We start from the raw sequence: 20,443 nt of genomic DNA on the forward strand, positions 1-20,443 counted from the left end.
GAGCTGACCGCTCACCGGTCGCCGCGCAGCGTGTCGATCGCGTACTGCAGATCTCCCGGGTAGGGACTGGTGACCTGCACCCACTCCCCACTCCGGGGATGGTCGAAGCCCAGCCGGCGGGCGTGGAGCCACTGCCGGGTCAAGCCCAGCTCCGCCGCGAGCCGCGGATCCGCGCCGTATGTGAGGTCGCCCGCGCAGGGATGATGGAGCGCCGAGAAATGGACCCGGATCTGGTGCGTGCGCCCAGTTTCGAGGTGGATCTCGACGAGGCTGGCCCGACCGAAGGCCTCGAGCACCTCGTAATGGGTCACCGAAGGCCGTCCGTCCTCGATCACCGCAAATCGCCAGTCGTAGCCCGGGTGTCGCCCGATCGGAGCATCGATCGTTCCCTCGAGCGGATCCGGGAGGCCCTGGACCACGGCGTGGTACACCTTGTCCACGGTCCGCTCCTTGAAGGCGCGCTTGAGCACCGTGTAGGCGTGCTCGGTCTTGGCCACAACCATGGCGCCCGACGTTCCCACGTCCAAGCGGTGGACGATGCCGGCGCGCTCAGGAGCACCGGAGGTGGAGATACGAAAGCCATCGGCGGCCAGGCCTCCCACCACAGTGGGCCCCACCCAGCCCGGGGAGGGGTGAGCGGCGACACCGACCGGCTTGTCCACGACGACGAAATCCTCGTCGTCGAGGAGAATCTCTAGGCCGTCCACGTGCTCCACCACCACTTCCAACGGATCGCGCCGCTCGGGCGCATCGATTTCGACGACGCTGCCATGCGCGAGCCGGTCCGACTTTGCCACGGGCTTCCCCTGCACCGTGACATGGCCTCCGGCCAGGAGCTGGGCAGCTGCCGACCTCGAGACGCCCAGCAGAGCAGCAAGGCCCGCGTCCGCCCGCGAACCGGCCAACTCCTCGGGGACGGGGTGCCGGTCAGTCACCCTTCGAAGCCCTTATCCTCGCCGTCCCGTGACGGGCGGCGTCCACCATGGCGGAGGCCGTCGGCGCCGATGCCGAGCACCGTGAGCAGGCAAATCAGGACAACGCCGCTCACCACCGCGGAATCGGCCACGTTGAAGATCGCGAAGTTCGGCAGCTGGATGAAATCGACCACATGGCCCATGCCGAACGATGGCTCCCGGAAAAGCCGGTCCGTGAGGTTGCCGAGGGCCCCGCCCAGCACGAGCCCGAGCGCTATGGCCCACCCGAGCGAATGGACGCGTCGGGCGTAGACCAAGATAGCCAGGGACACCACCGTCATCACGATGGTGAAGACCCACGTCACGTTCTCTCCGATCGAGAACGCTGCTCCCGAATTGCGGATGAAGTACCAATGGAGGAGTGGCGGAAGCACGGGGATCCGCTCGCCTTCCAACATCGTGCTGGTCACCCAGAGCTTGGTGAGCTGATCGGTCGCGTACGCGACCACGGCCAGCAGCGCCAACACAGCTATGGCGCGGCCGGATGGCCGGCTTCGTCCGGACGACGGCGAGGCCTCGCCTCGAGGCGGAGTCACGGGCGATGAATTGTCCATGGTGCTTTCCGTTGGCATGCCGAAGCCGGCGGTCGCGCCACGCACGACCGCCGGCTCGGAAACTGCGTTGTCAGACCTCGGCGTTGTCGGGGATCTCGCTCGAGACCACGGAACCGCGGGCGTCCAGATCGCGGAGCTGACCCTCGATGTAGGCCTTGAGGCGAGCGCGGTAGTCCCGCTCGAAGCCGCGGAGCTGCTCCACCTTGCGCTCGAGCACCGATCGCTGCTGCTCAAGGGCACCGAGCGTCTTGCGAGACTTCTCCTGGGCCTCGTTCACAAGGCTGCTCGCCTCGATCTGAGCTTCCGCGATGATCTTGTCGCGCTGCTCGATGCCGTCCTGCACGTGCTTGTCGTGCATTTGCTGCGCCATCGCCAGCAGCCCGGCCGCCGACTCCGCGGTCTGCGTGACCGAGCCCTGTGCGGGCACCGCGGCGGGTGCCGGCTGCGGAGGCTCGGGCTTGACGACCTCGGCCGGCTTCGGCTCCGGCGCGGCGGCCGGCTTCTCAGCAGGGGCGCCGGGGCCCTTGGAGGTGAGCTCGGCGACCTTCTTCCGGAGCTCGTCGTTCTCCTGGTTCAGGCGGCGAAGCTCAATGACGATCTCGTCAAGAAAGTCATCAACCTCGTCCTGGTCGTAGCCCTCTCGGAACTTCGTCGGCTGAAACCGCTTGTTGACGACATCTTCTGGCGTCAGAGCCATCTGCTCACCTCATTTGATCTAGTCAGTCAGGGGCCTATCGCCACCTTGACTACCGTAACTGACGTGCGCCCGGTTGCTCCACTTGCACGGCATTCGCGCCGTCTGGGGGGAGCACCGGGACCTTTTCTAGAACCTACGCGAGATTCCTGACGATTGCCATAGCGATGCTGACGGCGATGGCCAAGACGATAAAGCCCAGATCGAGACTCAGTCCGCCGAGCCGGACCGGACGGAAAAGCCTCCTGGAGAGCCGCATCGGCGGGTCGGTCACCGAATAGATCGCACTCGCCGCGATCAGAGACACTCCGCGTGGTCGCCACGAGCGCGCGAACGACTGGACCCAGTCATAGACGAGCCGCCCCAAGAGCGCAACGAAGAAGAGCTCGAGAAGCAGATAGACGACGACCCACAGAATGCTCACGGTGCTCAGCTCTGGTTGAAGAAGGCGGTCTGCCCGTCGCTGACCTTCTTGTCCTCGCCGAGCACCTCAATGCTCGAAGGAGTCAGGAGGAACACCTTGTTGGTGACGCGCTCGATGCTTCCGTGCAGGCCGAAGACGAGTCCTGCGGAGAAGTCCACGAGCCGCTTCGCATCAGCCTCGCCCATGTCCGTCACGTTCATGATGACGGGGATGCCTTCGCGGAAGCTCTCGCCGATGACCTTCGCGTCATTGTAGGACCGAGGGTGAACGGTGGTGATCTGGCGCAGGCCGGCGTCATCGCGCACGGCGGCCGCTCGCTTGATGGGCGTCACGGGGGCGCGGTACTCCTCTACCTCGGCAGCTGCAGGCTCGCGGGTCACCAGTGCCTGACGTCGTTCTTCACGCTCGGTCTGCACCGGCTTGTCCTCTTCCGTACGTACGTGTTCCGGGCGGGCGTGCTCGGCTTCGGCCTCGAACTGCTCATCGCTGTCCGCGAGGCCGAGGTAAACCATGGTCTTGCGCATAACTCCGGCCATGCTCGACTCCTGTACTCGGGCCGCGCGGTCCTCGTGCACCGGGTCCCGGCCCTGATGGTCCCGACTGTTCCGAAGCTACAGCACACGTGGCCTCGGACCGAGCACATCGGTACCGATCCGTACGTGTGTCGCACCGGCCGCAACCGCCTGTTCAAGATCTTGGCTCATGCCCGCCGACACCATGGTCGCACGCGGATGGCTATTCCGCAGTTGCTGTGCGCATTCGGCGAGCCGAGCGAAGGCCGGGCCGGGATCCTCGCCGAGCGGCGCCACTGCCATGAGGCCTGCGAGGCGCAGACTGTGTGAGGACGCCACGAGCTCGGCAAGCGAGGCGACTTCTGCCGGCAGGGCTCCCCCGCGGCCGGTCGTCGCGTGGACAGCGAGATTCACTTGGATGAGGCAGTCGAGCGGGCGGCCGTCCCGAGTGGAGTCGGCCTCGACGGCCTTGGCCAACGCTGAAACGAGCGACGCACGGTCAACCGAATGGACCGCAGCGGCGTACCGGACCACGCTCTTGGCCTTGTTGGTCTGGAGCTGGCCGATGAAATGCCACGTGAGGCTCAGGTCAGCCAGTTCCGCGGCCTTCGCCGAGGCTTCCTGGTCGCGATTCTCACCGACGTCCGTCACGCCCAGCTCGGCGAGCAGCCGGACGTCGCCGGCCGGGTGGAACTTCGTCACCACAATGAGCTCGGGGAGGTCAGTCCGTCCCGCTGCCCGGGCGGCCGCGGCAATCCGCGTCCTGACCCGCTCGAGATTGGCTGACAACTGGTCGCGGCGGCGCGCGAGGAAAGCGTCCGACTCAGGCATGCGCCCACACCAGGCCGACAAACCGGCCCTCCCCCGGAGCGCGTCGATGGGAGAAGAAGCGAGTGTCCTCGAACGTGCAGGCTGCGGCCTCAGTGTGCACGGGAACCGCGGCTTCCCCGAGCTGGCGGGAGACGCCCGCCGGCAGGTCGAGCGCCGGAGTTCCCCACGCCGTCGTCGCCGCCGTTCCTGGAACGAGCTCCTCGACCTGTGCCCTCAGCTCTGCAGGAACTTCGTAGCAGCGGCCGCAAATGCTCGGCCCAATCCACGCTTCGAGCTCCTGCCCGCCAGCCTCGCGGAGGGCGGCGACGGCGGTCGACACCACGCCGGCGGCGAGCCCCACGCGGCCCGCGTGGACCGCTGCGAGGGCGGGGCGACCGTCCTCGAATCGTCCCGCCAGAAGGATGGGGACGCAGTCTGCCACCATGACGGCAACTGGTGCGCCGCGCGATAGCAGGGCATCTGCGACCGGCGCATTGCCTGCGTCTTCGGCCCACACAGCCGTCGAGCCGTGGACCTGTTCCATGTACTGGACCCGGTCGACGCCCGCCGCCTCGGCGAGGGCCGAGCGATGCCGGCGCACGCCGTCGTCGTCCGAGCCCACATGGAAGGCAAGGTTTCCGGCGGAGACCTGCGTGAACGCGCCAGTGACGCCGGGACGGATGTCCCGGCGCCACCAGAAGAGGTCCGCCGTGAGCCTGCGGTCAGAACGCGGCGTGTGGATGCCGGAGGTCACTTGAGGAAGTCGGGCACGTCAAGATCGTCGCGCGAGCCGGTGAGATCGTGTTCGACGACGGCGGGAAGCTCGACGTCGAAGCCCGAGTCGGCGGTCGCAGGGTGCGGCTGGTTCCACTGGCTCAGGCCGCTGTGACCGGCGGCCGGCTGGGCAACGGGCCGCGCCGCGGACGCCGGGGGCGTGGCGGGCGCTGGCGGAGTCGCCTGCTTGGCCTTCGTGTCTTCAAGGGACGGCGAGGTCGCCTTGACGTCATCGAAGCCAGCGGCAATGACCGTCACCCGCGCCTCGTCGCCGAGGGCGTCGTCGATCACGGCGCCGAAGATGATGTTCGCCTCGGGGTGAGCGACTTCCTGGACGAGCCGGGCCGCCTCGTTGATCTCGAAAAGGCCGAGGTCGCTGCCACCCTGGATCGAGAGGAGCACCCCGTGCGCGCCGTCGATCGACGCCTCCAGCAGCGGTGACGCGATGGCCAGCTCGGCGGCCTTGACCGCACGGTCCTCGCCGCGTGCCGAGCCGATGCCCATGAGGGCGGAACCAGCGCCCTGCATCACGGACTTGACGTCGGCGAAGTCGAGGTTGATGAGGCCCGGGGTCGTGATGAGGTCCGTGATTCCCTGGACACCGGAAAGGAGGACCTGGTCGGCGGAGCGGAACGCGTCGAGCACCGACACATTGCGGTCGCTGATCGAGAGCAGGCGATCGTTGGGGATGACGATGAGCGTGTCGACCTCGTCACGGAGGGCCTCGATCCCGTTCTCGGCCGAGGTGGCACGCCGGCGGCCCTCGAACGTGAACGGGCGCGTCACCACGCCGATGGTCAGCGCGCCAAGGGAACGGGCGATGCGAGCGACGACGGGCGCACCGCCAGTGCCCGTTCCACCGCCCTCGCCGGCAGTGACGAAGACCATGTCAGCCCCGCGAAGGACCTCCTCGATCTCGTCCGCGTGATCCTCGGCAGCCTGACGGCCCACCTCCGGGTTTGCTCCGGCACCGAGTCCACGGGTGAGCTCGCGCCCGACGTCGAGCTTGACGTCCGCGTCGCTCATGAGCAGCGCCTGGGCGTCAGTGTTGATGGCGATGAACTCCACACCTCGCAGACCGACTTCGATCATGCGGTTGACTGCGTTCACGCCACCGCCGCCAATGCCGACGACCTTGATGACGGCCAAGTAGTTCTGCGGTGCTGCCACGTTGAGTGTCCCTTGTTCGAAAGCCTGCTGGGTCTGCAAGAGGCTCGAAGCCCACAACCTTAACCCTCAGGTGGAAGGTTATAGTTATGTCAACTAGCTCTTGTGAAGACGGTATTTGGCGTGATTCGCCCGTGCAACGACCCTGCGGGCGTGTCGCGCGCATTGCGGTGCCATCGCGCAGAATGACGCTCGCGCCTCACCGCGTGACCGGATGCCGCGGGACGCTGACGTCGAAGATGTTCACGGGCGCCTGCCCCTTCACGCTGTTCTCGGCGTTCTTCATGAGCGCTTGGAGCACCTTGGCCTTGAGGTCGCGATCCTGCGAGTTGCCCCACACCACAGTCTTCCCGTCCGAGAGCTTGAGCTGGACCGAATCGACCGAGTCCGCCGAGGCCGTCGCCATCTGGCCGAGGACCTCCGCCGGAAGGGCCGAGAGCACACCCGTCACGGCGAGGAACGTCTCGTGAGACATATGAGCCCCTTGAGGATCGATGACCGGCACGGGAAAGGCCGACTGGTCCTTGGCGGTCGCGATCTGCACACCGTCGCCGTCCACGACAGAGAAGGCATCTCCCTGCTTCACGAGCGCCACGGGGACGCGCTCGACGACCGTCACATGAAGGGTGTTGGGCGGCACCGCCTGAGTCCGGACGGACTTCACCTGGACGATCGGCAGCACGAGACGGCTGACGTCGTCCGGCCCGACCTGCGGCAGCGGTCGCCCCACGAGCGGTGCAAGCGCCGCCTGCACCTGCGCGGGCGTAAGCATCTTGGTGCCGTCCACCGCGATGGTCCGGACGGCGAGCACCGGGGTGAACACGAGAACGGCCATGAGCCCCGCAACGAGGCCGACGACGGACCCCGCCACGAGCACGGCCCGCCGACGGAGGCGCTTCGCCCGCGGAACGGGGAACGCAACGACCTCGGCCGCGCCTCCCGGCCCAGGCGAGCCGGCCTTCGTCAGCGCGACGCTTCTCCTGCTTGGGAAGAGCTTTCTCTCAGGCTTCGGCTTCCTGTTCTCCGATGCACGTTCTTTCGCGGGTGCAGGCTCATGGGACGCACCCGCCGTCCCAGAAGGATTCGCCGGCGAAGTCTCGGGCTCGTTCACGGGACGAAGGACCGTGACTTTCGCCGAGTGCCCCAGCTGCCGGCGCTCGCCCAAGTCGTCAGCGACCTCGTCGAGGTCGAGGCGCGACGACGGCGGCTGAGAGGACGACTGAGAGGACGGCGGCGAAGCGACGCGCGGGACCCTCGGCTTCCTCGGGCTAGGTGACATGGCGTCCCTCCCCGCCCACCTCGCGCTCACGAAGCGCCTCGAGAATGGCCGGCCCCTGAGCTGTCACATCGCCCGCCCCGACCGTGATCACGATGTCGCCGGCAGCGGCATCCGAGGCGATCGCCCGGACGGCGTCGACGGGCGATGGCGCGTACGCCCCGGGAGGAAGGGCCGTGGTGATGAGCTCGCTCGTCACCCCGGGGATGGGATCCTCACGGGCGGGATAGATGTCGAGGACGCGCACGCTGTCCGCGGCGGAGAGCGCCTCAGCGAACTCTGCAGAGAACTCGCGGGTGCGCGAGAAGAGGTGCGGCTGGAAGAGCACGTGCACGCGCCCCGGCCCCGCGACACTTCGCGCGGCAGCGAGGGCGGCCCGAACCTCGGTGGGGTGATGCGCGTAGTCGTCGTACACGCGGACCCCACCCACCTCGCCCTTGAATTCGAAGCGGCGCGCGGCGCCGCTGAACGTCGCGAGAGCGGCCGCGGCACGCTCCGGGTCCACGCCGAGACCGAGAACGACCGCAGCGAAGGCGCCCGCCGCGTTGCGGGCGTTGTGAAGGCCGGGCACTGCGAGAGGAAGCTCGAAGCGTCGGTCGTCCCAGGCGAGGAAGGTTCCGCCGGAGTCGGACGCAAGACGCACGTCCGCATCGTCTGCCGTGCCGTAGAGGATGACGCGCGGTCCGGTGCCGCCCGCCGTCGAACGCCTCCGCTCCGCAACTCCGCGCGCGCCGTCGTCGTCTGCACACGCGACCAGCAGCCCCTCGTCGGGAAGGAGCCCCGCGAAGTCGTCGAAGGCGGCGTGGACTGCCTCTGCGGTGCCGTAATGGTCCAGGTGATCCGCCTCGACGTTCGTGATGACCTCGACGAGCGGGCGGTAGTTGAGGAAGGAGCCGTCCGACTCATCGGCCTCGGCCACGAACACGTCCGTGGTCCCGTGGGCGGCGTTGACTCCGAGGGCCGGCACGTTGGCCCCGATCGCGAAGCTCGGGTCCAGCCCCGCACCGCGCAGCATCCAGGTGGCCATCGACGTCGTGGTCGTCTTGCCGTGGGTCCCAGCGACGGCGAGGACTCGGTTCCCGGCCATGGCCGCGGCGAGCCCCTGCGAGCGGTGGAGGATCCGCAGGCCACGAGCGCGGGCTTCGCCGACCTCGGGATTGTCGGACCGGATCGCGGACCCCACGACGACCGTGTTCGCGTCCCCCACGTGAGCGGCGTCGTAGCCGACGGCAATTCGCGCGCCGAGCGCAGCAAGGTCACGCATGACCGGAAGGTCCTTGGCATCTGAGCCGCTGACGGGCACGCCCCGGGCGACCATGACCCGTGCCACCGCCGACATCCCCACGCCGCCCACCCCGACGAAGTGGACGCGTCCGAGCTCAGCGAGAGCCGTGCCGACCGCCTGTCCCTGACCGCTCACGCCGTTGCCGCCTCCATCACCATCGTCGCCATCGCCTCGTCTGCGTCGCGCACCCCGTGCGCTCGGGCCTTCTCCCCCATCTCCTCGAGCCTCCGGGGGTCCTTCAGAAGCGGCAAGGCCTCGCGTTCGAGCCATTCGGGCGTGAACTCGGCGTCCCGCACCAGCTTCGCCGCGCCGGCCTCGACGAGAGCCCGGGCGTTGAGCGCCTGCTCTCCGTTGCCGATCGGCAGTGGAACGAAGACCGCCGGGAGCCCGACCGCGGCCACCTCGCAGACCGTTCCCGCGCCCGCGCGGCACACGATGAGGTCCGCGGCAGCGTAGGCCTTCTCCATGCCATCGACGTAGGCGACCTGATGGTAGCCGGGGGCTGCGAGTCGGGTCCCGTCTCCTCGCGTGACTTCCTTGCCGCGCCCGGTGATGTGCAGGGTCTGGATCCCCGCCGAGGCGAGCGCGGGCAGGGACGCCGCCAGAGTGCGGTTGATGCTCAACGCACCCGAGGAGCCGCCCGTCACCACCAGGGTGGGGAGCTCCGGGTCGAGCCCGAGAGAACGCCGAGACTCGTCCCGCATCTTGGCCCTGTCCAGAGTCGAGACCTCGCGGCGCATGGGCATCCCGACCACGCGGGCGTGGCGCAGCTTGGTCTCCGGGAACGCGGTCCCCACTCTTGTGGTGAACAGGGCACCCACGCGATTTGCGAGGCCGGCGCGCGTGTTGGCCTCGTGGATCACGACCGGCGTTCCCCGACGACGGGCAGCGAGGTACATCGGAGTGCACACGTAGCCGCCGACACCGACGACGACGTCAGCCCCCGCCTGATGGAGGACCGCCTCAGCCTGGCGCACCGCGGCGGCGAGCCGTTTCGGCAGCCGGAGGAGGTCAAGACTCGGGCGTCGCGGAAGCGGGACGCGATCGATGACAGCGAGCTCGAACCCCGCCTCCGGCACGAGGCGGGTCTCCATGCCCGAAGCAGTGCCGACCGCGAGGATCCGTGATGTGGGATCGCGCCGGACGACGGCCCGCGCGATCGCCAGCAAGGGGCTGATGTGCCCGGCCGTGCCCCCTCCTGCGAGGACGACGGAGGGGCCGGAGCGGGGCTGGGGCGCGCTCGTTCGGACAGGGTCCTCGTTGGGCATCGGAGACCTCATGGGCATTGCTAGGTGCTGGCCTTCCGCTTTGTCGCCTTCTGCGCGGCGGCTGGCCTGCGCACTGTCCACCGGGGGCGCCCCGCCGAGGCGGGCCGCATCTCCTCCCGGGCCAAAGACAAGACTACGCCGACGCCGCAGAGGCAACTGACGAGCGCCGAGCCTCCCGAGGAGATGAACGGCAGAGGCACGCCGATGACGGGAAGGAGTCCTGTGACCATCGCCATGTTGAGAGCTGCCTGCCCGAGGAGCCATGCCATGATCGTCCCGGCCAGCACGCGCGGGAAGAGCTCCTTCTGGCGGATCACCACACGGAAGATCGCCACCGCGAGGACCGCGAACAGTGCCAGGACCAAGAGGGTGCCGAAGAGGCCGAGCTCCTCCCCCAGCACCGAGAAGATGAAGTCGTTCTGCGCTTCGGGGATCCAGTTGTATTTCTGCCGGCTCTGACCGAGGCCCACACCGAGCCAGCCGCCCGAGGCGAGTCCTTGGAGGCCGTTCTGGACCTGATAGGTGAAGTCGGCATCCTGGCTGCATTCGGGCGGAGTCTGGCCCACCCACGCGTAGATGCGGCACATGCGGTTGGCGCTCGTCACGGCGAATCCGATCGCGCCGGCCGTCATGATGGCACCGCAGACCGCGAAGATCCGTGTAGGGACCCCACCGAAGAACAGCGCGGCGGCCATGACGAGCAGGATCACGAGGGTCGTGCCGAGATCGTGGCCCCAGATGACGAGTCCCGCCACGCCGAGGCCCATGGGCACCACGGGCACGAGGGCGTGCTTCCAGTTGTGCAGCAGGTTCGCCTTCTTCGTCAGGATCGTGGCCATCCACAGCGCCAGGAGCAGTTTTGCGAACTCCGATGGCTGCAGGCTGAAACCCGCGACGTCGATCCAGTTGCGGTTGCCGAGGACCCGTTTTCCCATGAGCTGGACCAGCACGAGGAGCACGAGAGTGCCCCCGATGCCCGGCCAGGCCAGCCGTTTGAGCCACCGCACGTTGATCCTGGAGATGATGAACATGCCGATGACGCCGATGATGCCGAAAACCGTCTGCTTGAGTGCGGCGCTGTACGGACTATCCCCGAGCGAGATGCTCTCGACGCTTGAGGCGGACAACACCATCATGATCCCGATGGCGGTCAGGGCAAGGGTCGCCCCCAGAATGAGGTAGTAGCCGGCTCCGGAACCGAGCGGGCCGGGGCCCTCGAGACGCCGCCACAGCGACTGCGCGGTCCCTCCGGGCCGCTCCTGCTGCGCTGTGGCCATCCCCTACTCCTTGCTCTGGGCCCGCCCTTCGACGAGGTTCCGGACCGCATCGACGAATGCCTCGCCACGCTGGGCATAGGACGCGAATTGGTCCATCGACGCCGCAGCCGGAGCCATGAGCACGGTATCCCCGGCTCCCGCGGCCTCGGCCGCGAGCTCGACAGCCCGAGCCATGATCAACGCGCCGTCGGGGCGGTCCTCTCCAGTCTGGCCCGCCTCGACGGGGATCACCGGCACATTCGCTGCGTGTCGCGCGAGCGCTGCTGCAAGCTCGCTGCTGTCCACCCCGATGAGCACCACAGCTTTGAGACGCTTGGAGTTACCGGCGACGAGCTCGTCATAAGTGACGCCCTTGGACAGTCCGCCCGCGATCCACACGACGGATTCAAACGCGGCGAGCGAGGCACTCGCCGCGTGCGGGTTCGTCGCCTTGGAATCGTTGATCCACTCGACGCCGTCGACCGTGGCGACCGACTGGATCCGGTGATCGCCGGGCAGATAGGCGCGCAGGCCCTCGCGGACCGCAACAGGTTCGACGCCGTAGGCCCTCACGAGCGCGGCCGCGGCGAGGGCGTTGGCCACCATATGGCGAGGGGCTGTCCGGCCGAGGTCCTTGATCGACGCGAGCTCGGCCGCATGGTCCCGCCGCTCGGCGATGAAGGCCCGATCCACGAGCAGGCCTTCGACGACTCCCACCATGCTGATGGCGGGCGTCGTGGTCGTGAAGCCGATGGCACGACATCCCTCGATGACGTCCGCCTCTTCGACCATCCGTTCGGTCTCGATCTGCTCCGCGTTGTAGACGGCGGCCTTCTGCGTGTTGTGGTAGATCTTCGCCTTGTCGGCCAGATAGCTCGCGTACGAGCCGTGCCAATCCACGTGGTCCTCGGCAACGTTGAGCACGACCGACGCGATCGGCGAAAGGGACTCGGCCCAATGCAGCTGGAAGCTTGAGAGCTCCACGACGAACACGTCGTACTCGACGGGCTCACGGATCGCATCCAGGACCGGCTTGCCCACGTTGCCGACCGCGACGGCCTTCAGGCCAGCGGCCCGGAGCATCGACTCGGCCATGCCGACCGTCGTCGTCTTCCCGTTCGTCCCGGTGACCGCGAGCCAGTCCGCCGTCTTCTTCCCGCGGCGCGTGCGCACACGCCATGCGAGCTCCACGTCGCCCCAGACGGGGATGTCCTTGCGGGCAGCGGCAGCCAGGACGGCCTGATCGGGACGCCAGCCGGGCGAGGTGACCACGAGGTCGGGCAGCTCGCCGTCGATGAGCGGAAGCGACTGGACGGCCTCTGGACCGAGCAGGACGTCGAGCGCGCCGACGATGCGCAACGTGTCGGCCTGGGCTTGGGTGCGCTCGGTGACGGAGCCGTCGATGACGACGACGCACGCGCCCAGTTCGATGAGGGTGTCGGCGGCCGCGAAGCCGGAGACGCCGATCCCGGTCACGAGCACCCGGAGGCCGGACCAGTCAGCGTCCCACGACGTGAGGGAGGCAAGACGCTCTTGGACTCCGGCTTTGCCCCTGCTCTCTCCACGGCTCATCACAGTCCAGCCACCCATTCTGCATAGAAGACCGCCAGGCCGACCGCGACGAAGAGGCCGGCAAGGATCCAGAATCGCACCACGACAGTGACTTCGGCCCATCCCTTGAGCTCGAAGTGATGTTGGAGCGGAGCCATCTTGAACAGGCGTCTCCCCTTGGTGAGCTTGAAGAACCCGACCTGCAGGATCACCGAGAGCGTGATGAGTACGAAGAGGCCGCCAAGGATCCCGAGGAGGAGCTCCGTCCGGGACAGGATCGCGAAGCCAGCGATGGCAGCGCCGATAGCGAGCGAGCCTGTGTCTCCCATGAAGATCTTGGCGGGCGAGGTGTTCCACCACAGGAAGCCGACGAGTGCGGCGCTCATGATGGCCGCGAGCAGCGCGAGATCGAGGGGGTCCCTCACCTCGTAGCAGACCGAGCCGGGGACGCGCGCGGATCCGCACCGCTGATTGCTCTGCCAGATCCCGAGGAGCGTGTAGGCCCCGAAGACCATGATCGAGGCCCCCGCGGCGAGGCCGTCGAGGCCATCTGTGAGGTTGACACCGTTGCTTGCGGCGGTCACGAGGAAATTCGCCCAGATGACGAACAGGATCGCGCCCAGCACCGTTCCGGCGAAGGCGAGGTTCAGCCACGGGATATCACGGAGGAACGAGACCATGGTGGAGGCGGGCGTGCGCCCATGCTCGTCGGGGAACTGGAGGACCAGGAGCGCAAACGCGATGCCGATCGCCCCTTGGCCGATGAGCTTCGCCCGGGCGCTCAGGCCGAGGCTGCGCTGTTTGGAGATCTTGATGAAGTCGTCCAGGAAGCCGACCACGCCCATCCCGACCATGAGGAACAACAAGAGGATCGCCGACATCGTGGGCCCCGTGCTCTCCGGGTTCATGATCCACATGGCGAAATGGGCCAGGAAATACGACAGCACGGTGGCGAGGACGAAGACCGCTCCGCCCATGGTGGGCGTGCCGCGCTTGGTGTGGTGGCTCGTGGGGCCGTCATCCCGGATGAACTGCCCGTAGCCCTTGTGCACCAGCAGCCGGATGAACAGGGGCGTTCCGACGAACGCGAGGACAAGGGCGAGCCCGGCGCCGATCAGCAGTGCGATCACATGAGCTCCGTTCCCGCGGCATCAGTCGGCTGCGCCGCCAATGCTAGCCGATCCCCGAGATGCCGCAGGCCCACCCCGTTGGAGGACTTCACGAGGACGATGTCGCCGGGTGCGAGCTCTGCGCTCAGCAGCTCGAACGCCGCGTCGACGTCCTCCACGAACGTGCACTCGTCTCCCCACGAACCCTCGTTCACGGCGGAGACGTAGAGTGGGCGAGCCTCCCGGCCCACCACGACGAGACGGTCGATGTTGAGCCGAACCACAAGGGTCCCCACGGCCGTGTGCGCCCGGATGGACTCCTCGCCCAGCTCGAGCATCGCCCCGAGGACGGCCCACGTTCGGCGGCCGCGCCCGAGGCCGGCGAGGGTCTGCAGGGCAGCCCGCATCGATTCGGGATTGGCGTTGTAGGCGTCGTTGATGACCGTCACGCCGTCAGGTCGGTCGGTACGCTCCATGCGCCAGCGGCTGGCTGGCCCCTGGGCGCTCAGCGACGCGGCGATGGCTGCGGCTGGCACACCGGCGGCATAGGCGGCCGCTGCGGCAGCGAGCAGATTCGATGTGTGGTGCGCCCCGATCAGGCGGCTGTGAACTGGCAGCGGCTCACCGCCGTCGATCTGGAGATCGAAGACAGGGCGCCCCTCCTCGTCGGTCTGGGCGTTCAAAGCCACCACTGTTGTTCCGCGCTGGGCTGCCTCGCTCGCGCCGGAGGGGTCCGCTGTGAAGAAGGCCTTGCGGGCGATCGTGCGCGCCTCCATGGCACGCACGCGCGGGTCGTCGAGATTGATGACGGCGGTCCCGCTGGTATTCAGCGCCTCAACGAGCTCCCCCTTCGCCTTCGCGATGTTCTCGACGCCACCGAACTCCCCGGCGTGCGCCGTTCCGACGACGAGCACGACGCCGATATCGGGGACGACCATATCGGCCAGGTATTCGATGTGCCCGATGCCCGTCGCACCCATCTCGATCACGAAGAAGCGCGTTGACTCGTCGGCAGCGAAGACCGTGAGCGGGACGCCCACCTCGCCGTTGTACGAGCCCTGCGGTGCGATGACGGCGGTCGGCGCTGCCGCTCCCTCCTCCGTGGACCGGAAGATGCCGGCGAGCAGGTCCTTCGTGGTGGTCTTGCCCGCGGAACCCGTGATCCCGACGACGGTCGTCGCCTCGCGCCTCGACGCCCGCGCGGCTCGGATGCGGCTCACGGCCTCCTTCGCGAGCGCGCCCATGGCGAGCACTGCGTCGGGGACGATGACGGACGGAAAGGGGCGCCCGTCGTCGTCCGCCACCTCGCGCTCGCACAGCGCGAGGACGGCCCCGGACGCAAAGGCGGCAGCGATGAAGCTGTGGCCGTCCGCCCGCTCCCCGGGCTTGGCGACGTAGAGCGAGCCGCTGCGCGCTTCCCTCGAATCGGTGGTCACGTGGGTGGGAACAGTCTGCGGATCGCCCACGAGGCGTCCGCCGGTAATGCGGGCAATCTCGGCCGCGCTGATCTCAATCATCGGTTGTGGACTCTATCTGCTCGGTCGCGGCGCTGAGGAATCCACGGGCCGCGAGGGCTGTGCGCAGCTCTACGCGGTCGTCGAGGGCGTGGTTGACGCCGTGGACCTCCTGGAAGACCTCGTGGCCCCGCCCGGCGACCAGGACCACATCGTCCGGTCGGGCGAGTTCGACGGCGCGGCGGATCGCGGCGGCGCGGGGGGCGACTTCCTCGACGCGGCGCCCGAGCTTGCCGGATTCGTTCTCCTCGACGGCGCCCGCCATCACCTCCGAGCGAATGGCGGCGGCATCCTCGTCGTGCGGGTCATCGTCCGTCACGATCACGACGTCGGCCCCGCGGACCGCCACAGCTCCCATGAGCGGGCGCTTGCCCTGGTCGCGCTGGCCGGTGGCACCGAACACGAGGATGACCCTCCCGCCGGGCGTGGTGGGCCGCACCGCGACGAGGGCACGCTCGAGCGCGTCGGGGTTGTGGGCGAAGTCGACGATGGCGGCGGGCCTCTCACCAATCAGCTGCATCCTGCCCGGAACCTCGACGCTGAAGGGGTCCGAGTCGGCTACAGCCTCCTGAATGCGCGAGATCGGCTCCCCGGCAGCGTGGACCAAGAGAGCGGCGAGAGCGGCGTTGGCCACATTGAAGGCACCAGGAAGCCCGGTGCGGAGGCGGAGGACCGAATCCCCGGGGCCAGCGAGCTCGAACTCAGTGCCGAGTCCGGATGGTGCGCTGGCGGTCAGGCCCCAGTCGGCCGCCTGACCGGTGAGCGACAGCGTCAAGACCGGGATGGGAGCCTCCACCGCCAAACGGCGACCCCACTCGTCGTCGACCACAACAACTCCTCGGGCCGCCCGGTCCGGCGTGAAGAGCTTCGCCTTCGCCGCGAAGTACTCCTCCATCGTCCCGTGCAGGTCCAGATGGTCCTGGGTCAGATTGGTGAATCCGACCGCGTCGTAGCGCACGGCGTCGATTCTTCGGTACTCGATCGCGTGCGACGAGACTTCCATCGATGCCGCCGTGACGCCCCGCTCCCTCATGAGTGCGAGAAGAGCGTGCACGTCTGCGGACTCGGGGGTCGTGAGGCGGCTCGGGATCGCCTCGCCCCCTGCCACGATCTCGATGGTTCCGATCAGCCCGGTGCGATGGCCTAGCGCTGCCAGGAGCGCATTGGCGAAGTAGGTGGTCGTCGTCTTGCCGTTGGTTCCCGTGACGCCGATGAGCACAAGGGGGGCTTCGTCCATGGGCTGGCTGCGGAACACGAGTGCGGCGACCGGACCGACGGCGGCGCGCGCGTTGTGCACTACGAGCACCGGAACCTCGGTGAGCGAGTCGTCGACGGCGATGAGGCGCGCCCCGGCGTCGTCGGTCAGGATGGCGGCAGCCCCGGCGTCGACCGCCTGAACAGCGAACGAGGCCCCGTGCCGGCCTGTGCCCGGGACGCCGACATAGAGATCGCCCGGCTGCACACTCCTGGAATCGAGGGCCACGCCGGTCACCGACACCTCGTCGAGGCCTTCGTGAGGGAGGCCGAGGAAATCCGCGATGCCGGCGAGAGGGACGGGCTCGGTGTGCTGTGGACGGAAGACGGATGCCGCCGCCTGCGCTTCAGGCGCAGACTGCTGATCCGTGGGACTAGCGTGCTCGCTCACATTCACCTTCGTTGCTTGGACGGAGATTCCAACTCTAGCGGCTGGGCAGGCCCCTTCCCCGCGGTCAGAGCGCCTCACCGATGACCGTTCAGTTGCCGGTTCCACCCGTCTGGTCCGCATACTGCGGAAACTCTGCCGGGGTGCCCGTCGAGGGCGGAACGCTGTACAGGCGAAGGGTCTGGGCCATCACGGAGTGGAACACGTCCGCATTGCCGATGCCGAAGATGTCCCCCTTGGGACGCTGGATCACGACGGCAACGATGTACTTCGGATTCTCCATCGGCGCCATGCCGATGAGCGACGACGTCACGCCATCGAAGCCCGGCACGCCGTCCTCGCGGGGGGCTTCCGAGGTGCCCGTTTTGGCACCAATGCGGTAGCCGTCGATCGCCGCCGGCTTGACCTCGCCCTTGGTCACATCGCTTTCGAGCATGTCCTTGACCTGCTGGGCGGTCTCTTTGCTGATGACCTGCGACGTCGACTGCGCGGGACTGTGGTGTTCGACGCCGTCCCCGCCGATGTAGCCGTCGATGAGCCTCGGCTGGATCATCACGCCGTTGTTGGCGACCGCCTGGTAGGCGCGAACCGTCTGGAGGGTCGACTGAGTGAGGCCTTGGCCGAACAGCACAGTGTTCTTCTGCCGGTCATCCCACTTGTCCGGGGTCGCCAACGTACCGGTTGCCTCACCCGGAAGGCCGATGTCAGGGGCCTGGCCGATGCCGAACTTGGTCAGCCAGTCGTAGCGGTCCTGCACGGACAGCGCCTGACCCGCCATCACGGTGCCGGTATTCATCGAGTAGCCGAGAATGCCTGCGAGGGTCCGCTTCTCGGTGCCGTGCGTGAAGGCATCGGCAAACGTCTGACCGTCAATGGTCACGGTCGGCGGGATGGTGTACTCGCTCAACGGGTTGGCTTTGCCTTCCTGGATGAGCGCTGACATCGTGAGGGTCTTCTCCACGGACCCCGGTTCGTAGGCCGCCGTCACGGAACGCACTCCGCGGTCCTTCGGCGCCGACTTCCCGGGGTCGTTGGGATCCATGGCATTGGAGTCCGCCATGGCGAGGATGTTGCCGTTCGAGGCATCCATCACGATCGCGATGCCCCACTCCGCGCTGTACTTGTTCGTCTGGGCCTGGACGGCCTGCTGCGTGAAGTACTGGAGGTCCGAGTTGATGGTCAGCTTGACCGTCTGGCCGTTCTGGGCCGGCGTGAGCTCATCGGTGGCGACGGGAATCCGCAGTCCGTCGGCGCCGATCTCGTAGATCCGTTTGCCGTCCCTGCCCGAAAGCTGGCCGTTCTGCGTCTGCTCGATGCCCGCGAGGCCAGTGCCGTCGCTGCCGACAAACCCCACAAGGTTCCCCGCGACCGCCCCCTGCGGGTACACCCGTTGCGACGTGCCCTCGGAGTAGAGGCCGGGGAAGGCGAGGTCGGAGACGCGTGCCTCAACGTCGGGAGCGACGTTGCGCGCCACGTAGTTGAACGGCTTGTCCCCGGTCACCGCGGTCGTGACCGCATCCACAGACATGCCCAGCGCGGCCGCGAGCTCGGACAGCGCCTGGCCCCTGGTCACGGTCACGACGGTGGTCTCGTCGCCGTCCTTCTGACGCCGCTGGTAGTCCTTGAATCCGGTGGCCAGCCGCTGGTCCACGGTGATGTTGTAGCGGATGACGCTCTGCGCGAGGACCTTGCCGGAGGCGTCGACGATCTCCCCGCGCTCCGCGGGCAGGACCGTCGTCTGAAGACGTTTGTTCAGCGCTGCCTGGGCGTAGCCGCCCACATCGAGACCCTGGACGAGGAACAGGCGTCCCCCGATGACCAGCAGGAGGACGAGCATGACGCCCACGCCGAGGCGGAGGCGGGCAGTGGCCCGACTGGACTCGATGCGCTTCGTTGGAGTGGCCACGCTGTGTTCCTCGCTCGCCCCGCGGCTGGTCCGCAGTGTTCGTCTGTCTCCTACTGGCCGGGCACCTTCTGCTTCGGCGCCGGCACCGAGCCGCCGTTCAGCTGAGCCGGCGGCGCTGCCGGAGCAGCGGGCTGCGCGGCAGGGTGCGCCGGCGAGGCAGGCTGCCCGGCGACCGAAGCCGCCGGAGTCTGGCTCGCCTTGGCCTCCGGCTTGATGGCGTCAGCGGGCGCCGCCGAGGCCGCAGGGTTGGCCGCCACCAGCCCTGGAACCTCAGGCGCCGGGATGACTGCGCCCTTGTCCGCGCTCTTCTGGGCCGGCTTGGGCTGTCCGGTGACCAGAAGCGTCTTCAGGTCGATCTGACCCTTCGACGTTGAGGCGACCATGCCCAATTGTGCCGCGCGGGCAGCGAGATTCTGCGGAGCCTCGTAGTTCTGGACACGAAGTTGGAGCTCCTGGTTCTCCTTCTCGAGGCCAAGCTGCTCGCTGCGCAGCTGCACGAGCTGGTACTGGCCCGTGGAAACGGCGATGTTCAGGACCAGGACCGTGATGAGGGCCGTGGCGAGGACTCCCAGGCAGAAGATCGCGAACGGCGCGCGCCGGCGAACGGGGAGGGTGCGGACCAGGGAGAGAGGTGCACGCTCGCGCGGACTCGCTGGGGCCGGGCTCCCGACGACGGCTGAGGTGCCGAGGGTGACGTCCGTCCGCTGGGCGGCTGCGCTCATCGTGTGCTCCTGACCTTGATGCGTTCGGCGGCTCGCAGGCGGGCCGAGGCGGCCCTGGGGTTCTCTTCGATCTCTTCGGCCGTTGGGACCTCAGTGCCCCGCGTGACGATCTTGAGTTCGGGCTTGTGCTCTTCCAGCTCCACCGGGAAGCCCGGAGGCGCCGACGAGCGGGCGCGTGACTGGAGGGCCGTCTTGACGATCCGGTCCTCCAGCGAGTGGTAGGACATGACGACGATCCGGCCGCCAAGTCGCAGTGCGCCGATGGCGGCTGGCACCGCGCGCTCGAGGACATCGAGTTCTTCGTTGACCTCGATGCGGAGCGCTTGGAACGTGCGCTTCGCCGGGTGCCCGCCCGTCTTGGCTGCGGCAGCCGGGACCGCCGCACGGATCACGTCAACAAGCTGCCCTGTCGACTCGAAGGGCTTCGAGGCCCTCGCTTCGACGATGCGCCGGGCGATGCGGCCTGCAAACTTCTCCTCGCCCCACGCCCGGATGATCCTCGTGAGGTCCTCGACCGTGTACGTGTTCACGACGTCTGCGGCGGTGTGGCCCCGGCTCGTGTCCATGCGCATGTCGAGCGGCGCGTCGTAGGAGTACGCGAAGCCCCGCTCCCGCTCGTCGAGCTGAAGGGAGGACACGCCGAGGTCCATGAGGACCCCGTCGGCGCCCTCGAGTCCGAGTTCGGCCAGGACGGCGGCGATCTCGTCATAGACCGCGTGCACGAGACGGGCGCGTCCCCCGAAGGGCGCCAGCCGCTCCCCTGAGAGGGCGAGTGCCTGCTCGTCCCGGTCGATGCCCACGAGCGTCACGTCGGAGAAGCGCTCGAGGATCGCCTCGCTGTGGCCTCCCATGCCGAGCGTCGCGTCGACGACGATTGGCGCTCTCCCAGACGACCGAGCGGCCTCGACGCCGGGGGCGAGCAGGGAGACGCAGCGCTCCTTGAGCACAGGAACGTGCCGCTCAGACGTCGGCCGTCCGTCGTCGTCGTGCTGCGGCATGTCCCCT

General features: G+C 68.1%; 19 protein-coding genes. All 19 read right to left on the reverse strand.

Going from position 1 to position 20,443, the window contains the following annotated elements; translation table 11 throughout:
• Positions 1-11 precede the first annotated feature (11 nt).
• Entirely contained in the window at positions 12-935 is a 924-nt protein-coding gene (locus tag E5679_RS04365; protein WP_138413844.1) for an RluA family pseudouridine synthase, read from the reverse strand.
• On the reverse strand, positions 932-1,546 hold the full coding sequence (lspA, locus tag E5679_RS04370) for a signal peptidase II (protein ID WP_138413845.1): 615 nt from the start codon (positions 1,544-1,546) through the stop codon (positions 932-934). Before lspA ends, E5679_RS04365 begins: the two co-directional genes overlap by 4 nt.
• 52 nt (positions 1,547-1,598) lie before the next feature.
• Positions 1,599-2,225 carry a DivIVA domain-containing protein gene (locus E5679_RS04375; protein ID WP_138413846.1) on the reverse strand — a complete coding sequence of 209 codons (627 nt, stop codon included), beginning with the start codon at positions 2,223-2,225 and terminating at the stop codon, positions 1,599-1,601.
• Positions 2,226-2,358: 133 nt separating this feature from the next.
• Positions 2,359-2,646 (reverse strand): YggT family protein, encoded by a 288-nt coding sequence (locus tag E5679_RS04380; protein WP_138413847.1) that lies wholly within the window; start codon positions 2,644-2,646, stop codon positions 2,359-2,361.
• 5 nt (positions 2,647-2,651) lie between these two features.
• Positions 2,652-3,182 (reverse strand): cell division protein SepF, encoded by a 531-nt coding sequence (locus tag E5679_RS04385; protein WP_138413848.1) that lies wholly within the window; start codon positions 3,180-3,182, stop codon positions 2,652-2,654.
• Positions 3,183-3,257: 75 nt separating this feature from the next.
• Positions 3,258-3,989: a YggS family pyridoxal phosphate-dependent enzyme gene (locus E5679_RS04390; RefSeq protein WP_138413849.1), complete on the reverse strand. Its 732-nt coding sequence runs from the start codon at positions 3,987-3,989 to the stop codon at positions 3,258-3,260.
• Positions 3,982-4,722, reverse strand: a complete 741-nt coding sequence (locus tag E5679_RS04395; protein ID WP_249335946.1) for a purine nucleoside phosphorylase YfiH/LACC1 family protein — start codon at positions 4,720-4,722, stop codon at positions 3,982-3,984. Before E5679_RS04395 ends, E5679_RS04390 begins: the two co-directional genes overlap by 8 nt.
• Positions 4,719-5,912: a cell division protein FtsZ gene (gene ftsZ / locus E5679_RS04400; protein WP_138413850.1), complete on the reverse strand. Its 1,194-nt coding sequence runs from the start codon at positions 5,910-5,912 to the stop codon at positions 4,719-4,721. The genes E5679_RS04395 and ftsZ overlap by 4 nt, the downstream gene beginning before the upstream one ends.
• Before the next feature lie 196 nt (positions 5,913-6,108).
• Complete coding sequence (locus E5679_RS04405; RefSeq protein WP_138413851.1) at positions 6,109-7,188, reverse strand: cell division protein FtsQ/DivIB; 1,080 nt, start codon at positions 7,186-7,188, stop codon at positions 6,109-6,111.
• The gene (gene murC, locus E5679_RS04410; RefSeq protein WP_138413852.1) at positions 7,178-8,605 is read right to left on the reverse strand and encodes a UDP-N-acetylmuramate--L-alanine ligase; all 1,428 of its coding nucleotides are present in this window, start codon (positions 8,603-8,605) and stop codon (positions 7,178-7,180) included. The genes E5679_RS04405 and murC overlap by 11 nt, the downstream gene beginning before the upstream one ends.
• Positions 8,602-9,738: an undecaprenyldiphospho-muramoylpentapeptide beta-N-acetylglucosaminyltransferase gene (murG, locus tag E5679_RS04415; RefSeq protein WP_138413853.1), complete on the reverse strand. Its 1,137-nt coding sequence runs from the start codon at positions 9,736-9,738 to the stop codon at positions 8,602-8,604. Before murG ends, murC begins: the two co-directional genes overlap by 4 nt.
• A 20-nt stretch (positions 9,739-9,758) precedes the next feature.
• The gene (gene ftsW, locus E5679_RS04420; RefSeq protein WP_138413854.1) at positions 9,759-11,015 is read right to left on the reverse strand and encodes a putative lipid II flippase FtsW; all 1,257 of its coding nucleotides are present in this window, start codon (positions 11,013-11,015) and stop codon (positions 9,759-9,761) included.
• A 3-nt stretch (positions 11,016-11,018) separates the two neighbouring features.
• Positions 11,019-12,584 (reverse strand): UDP-N-acetylmuramoyl-L-alanine--D-glutamate ligase, encoded by a 1,566-nt coding sequence (gene murD / locus E5679_RS04425; protein WP_420821037.1) that lies wholly within the window; start codon positions 12,582-12,584, stop codon positions 11,019-11,021.
• The gene (gene mraY / locus E5679_RS04430) at positions 12,566-13,675 is read right to left on the reverse strand and encodes a phospho-N-acetylmuramoyl-pentapeptide-transferase (protein WP_138413856.1); all 1,110 of its coding nucleotides are present in this window, start codon (positions 13,673-13,675) and stop codon (positions 12,566-12,568) included. Before mraY ends, murD begins: the two co-directional genes overlap by 19 nt.
• A complete protein-coding gene (locus E5679_RS04435; RefSeq protein ID WP_138413857.1) occupies positions 13,672-15,171 on the reverse strand; it encodes a UDP-N-acetylmuramoyl-tripeptide--D-alanyl-D-alanine ligase in 1,500 nt (499 codons plus the stop codon). Before E5679_RS04435 ends, mraY begins: the two co-directional genes overlap by 4 nt.
• Positions 15,164-16,813, reverse strand: coding sequence for a UDP-N-acetylmuramoyl-L-alanyl-D-glutamate--2,6-diaminopimelate ligase (locus tag E5679_RS04440; protein ID WP_249335947.1), 1,650 nt, complete (start codon positions 16,811-16,813; stop codon positions 15,164-15,166). Before E5679_RS04440 ends, E5679_RS04435 begins: the two co-directional genes overlap by 8 nt.
• Positions 16,814-16,901: 88 nt before the next feature.
• Complete coding sequence (locus E5679_RS04445) at positions 16,902-18,716, reverse strand: peptidoglycan D,D-transpeptidase FtsI family protein (RefSeq protein WP_249335948.1); 1,815 nt, start codon at positions 18,714-18,716, stop codon at positions 16,902-16,904.
• Positions 18,717-18,766: 50 nt separating this feature from the next.
• Positions 18,767-19,438, reverse strand: coding sequence for a cell division protein FtsL (gene ftsL, locus E5679_RS04450; RefSeq protein ID WP_138413859.1), 672 nt, complete (start codon positions 19,436-19,438; stop codon positions 18,767-18,769).
• Positions 19,435-20,436, reverse strand: a complete 1,002-nt coding sequence (rsmH, locus tag E5679_RS04455; RefSeq protein ID WP_138413860.1) for a 16S rRNA (cytosine(1402)-N(4))-methyltransferase RsmH — start codon at positions 20,434-20,436, stop codon at positions 19,435-19,437. Before rsmH ends, ftsL begins: the two co-directional genes overlap by 4 nt.
• Between the last annotated feature and the right edge of the window lie 7 nt (positions 20,437-20,443).

Source organism: Sinomonas gamaensis (assembly GCF_005876955.1).
Lineage (GTDB): Bacteria > Actinomycetota > Actinomycetes > Actinomycetales > Micrococcaceae > Sinomonas > Sinomonas gamaensis.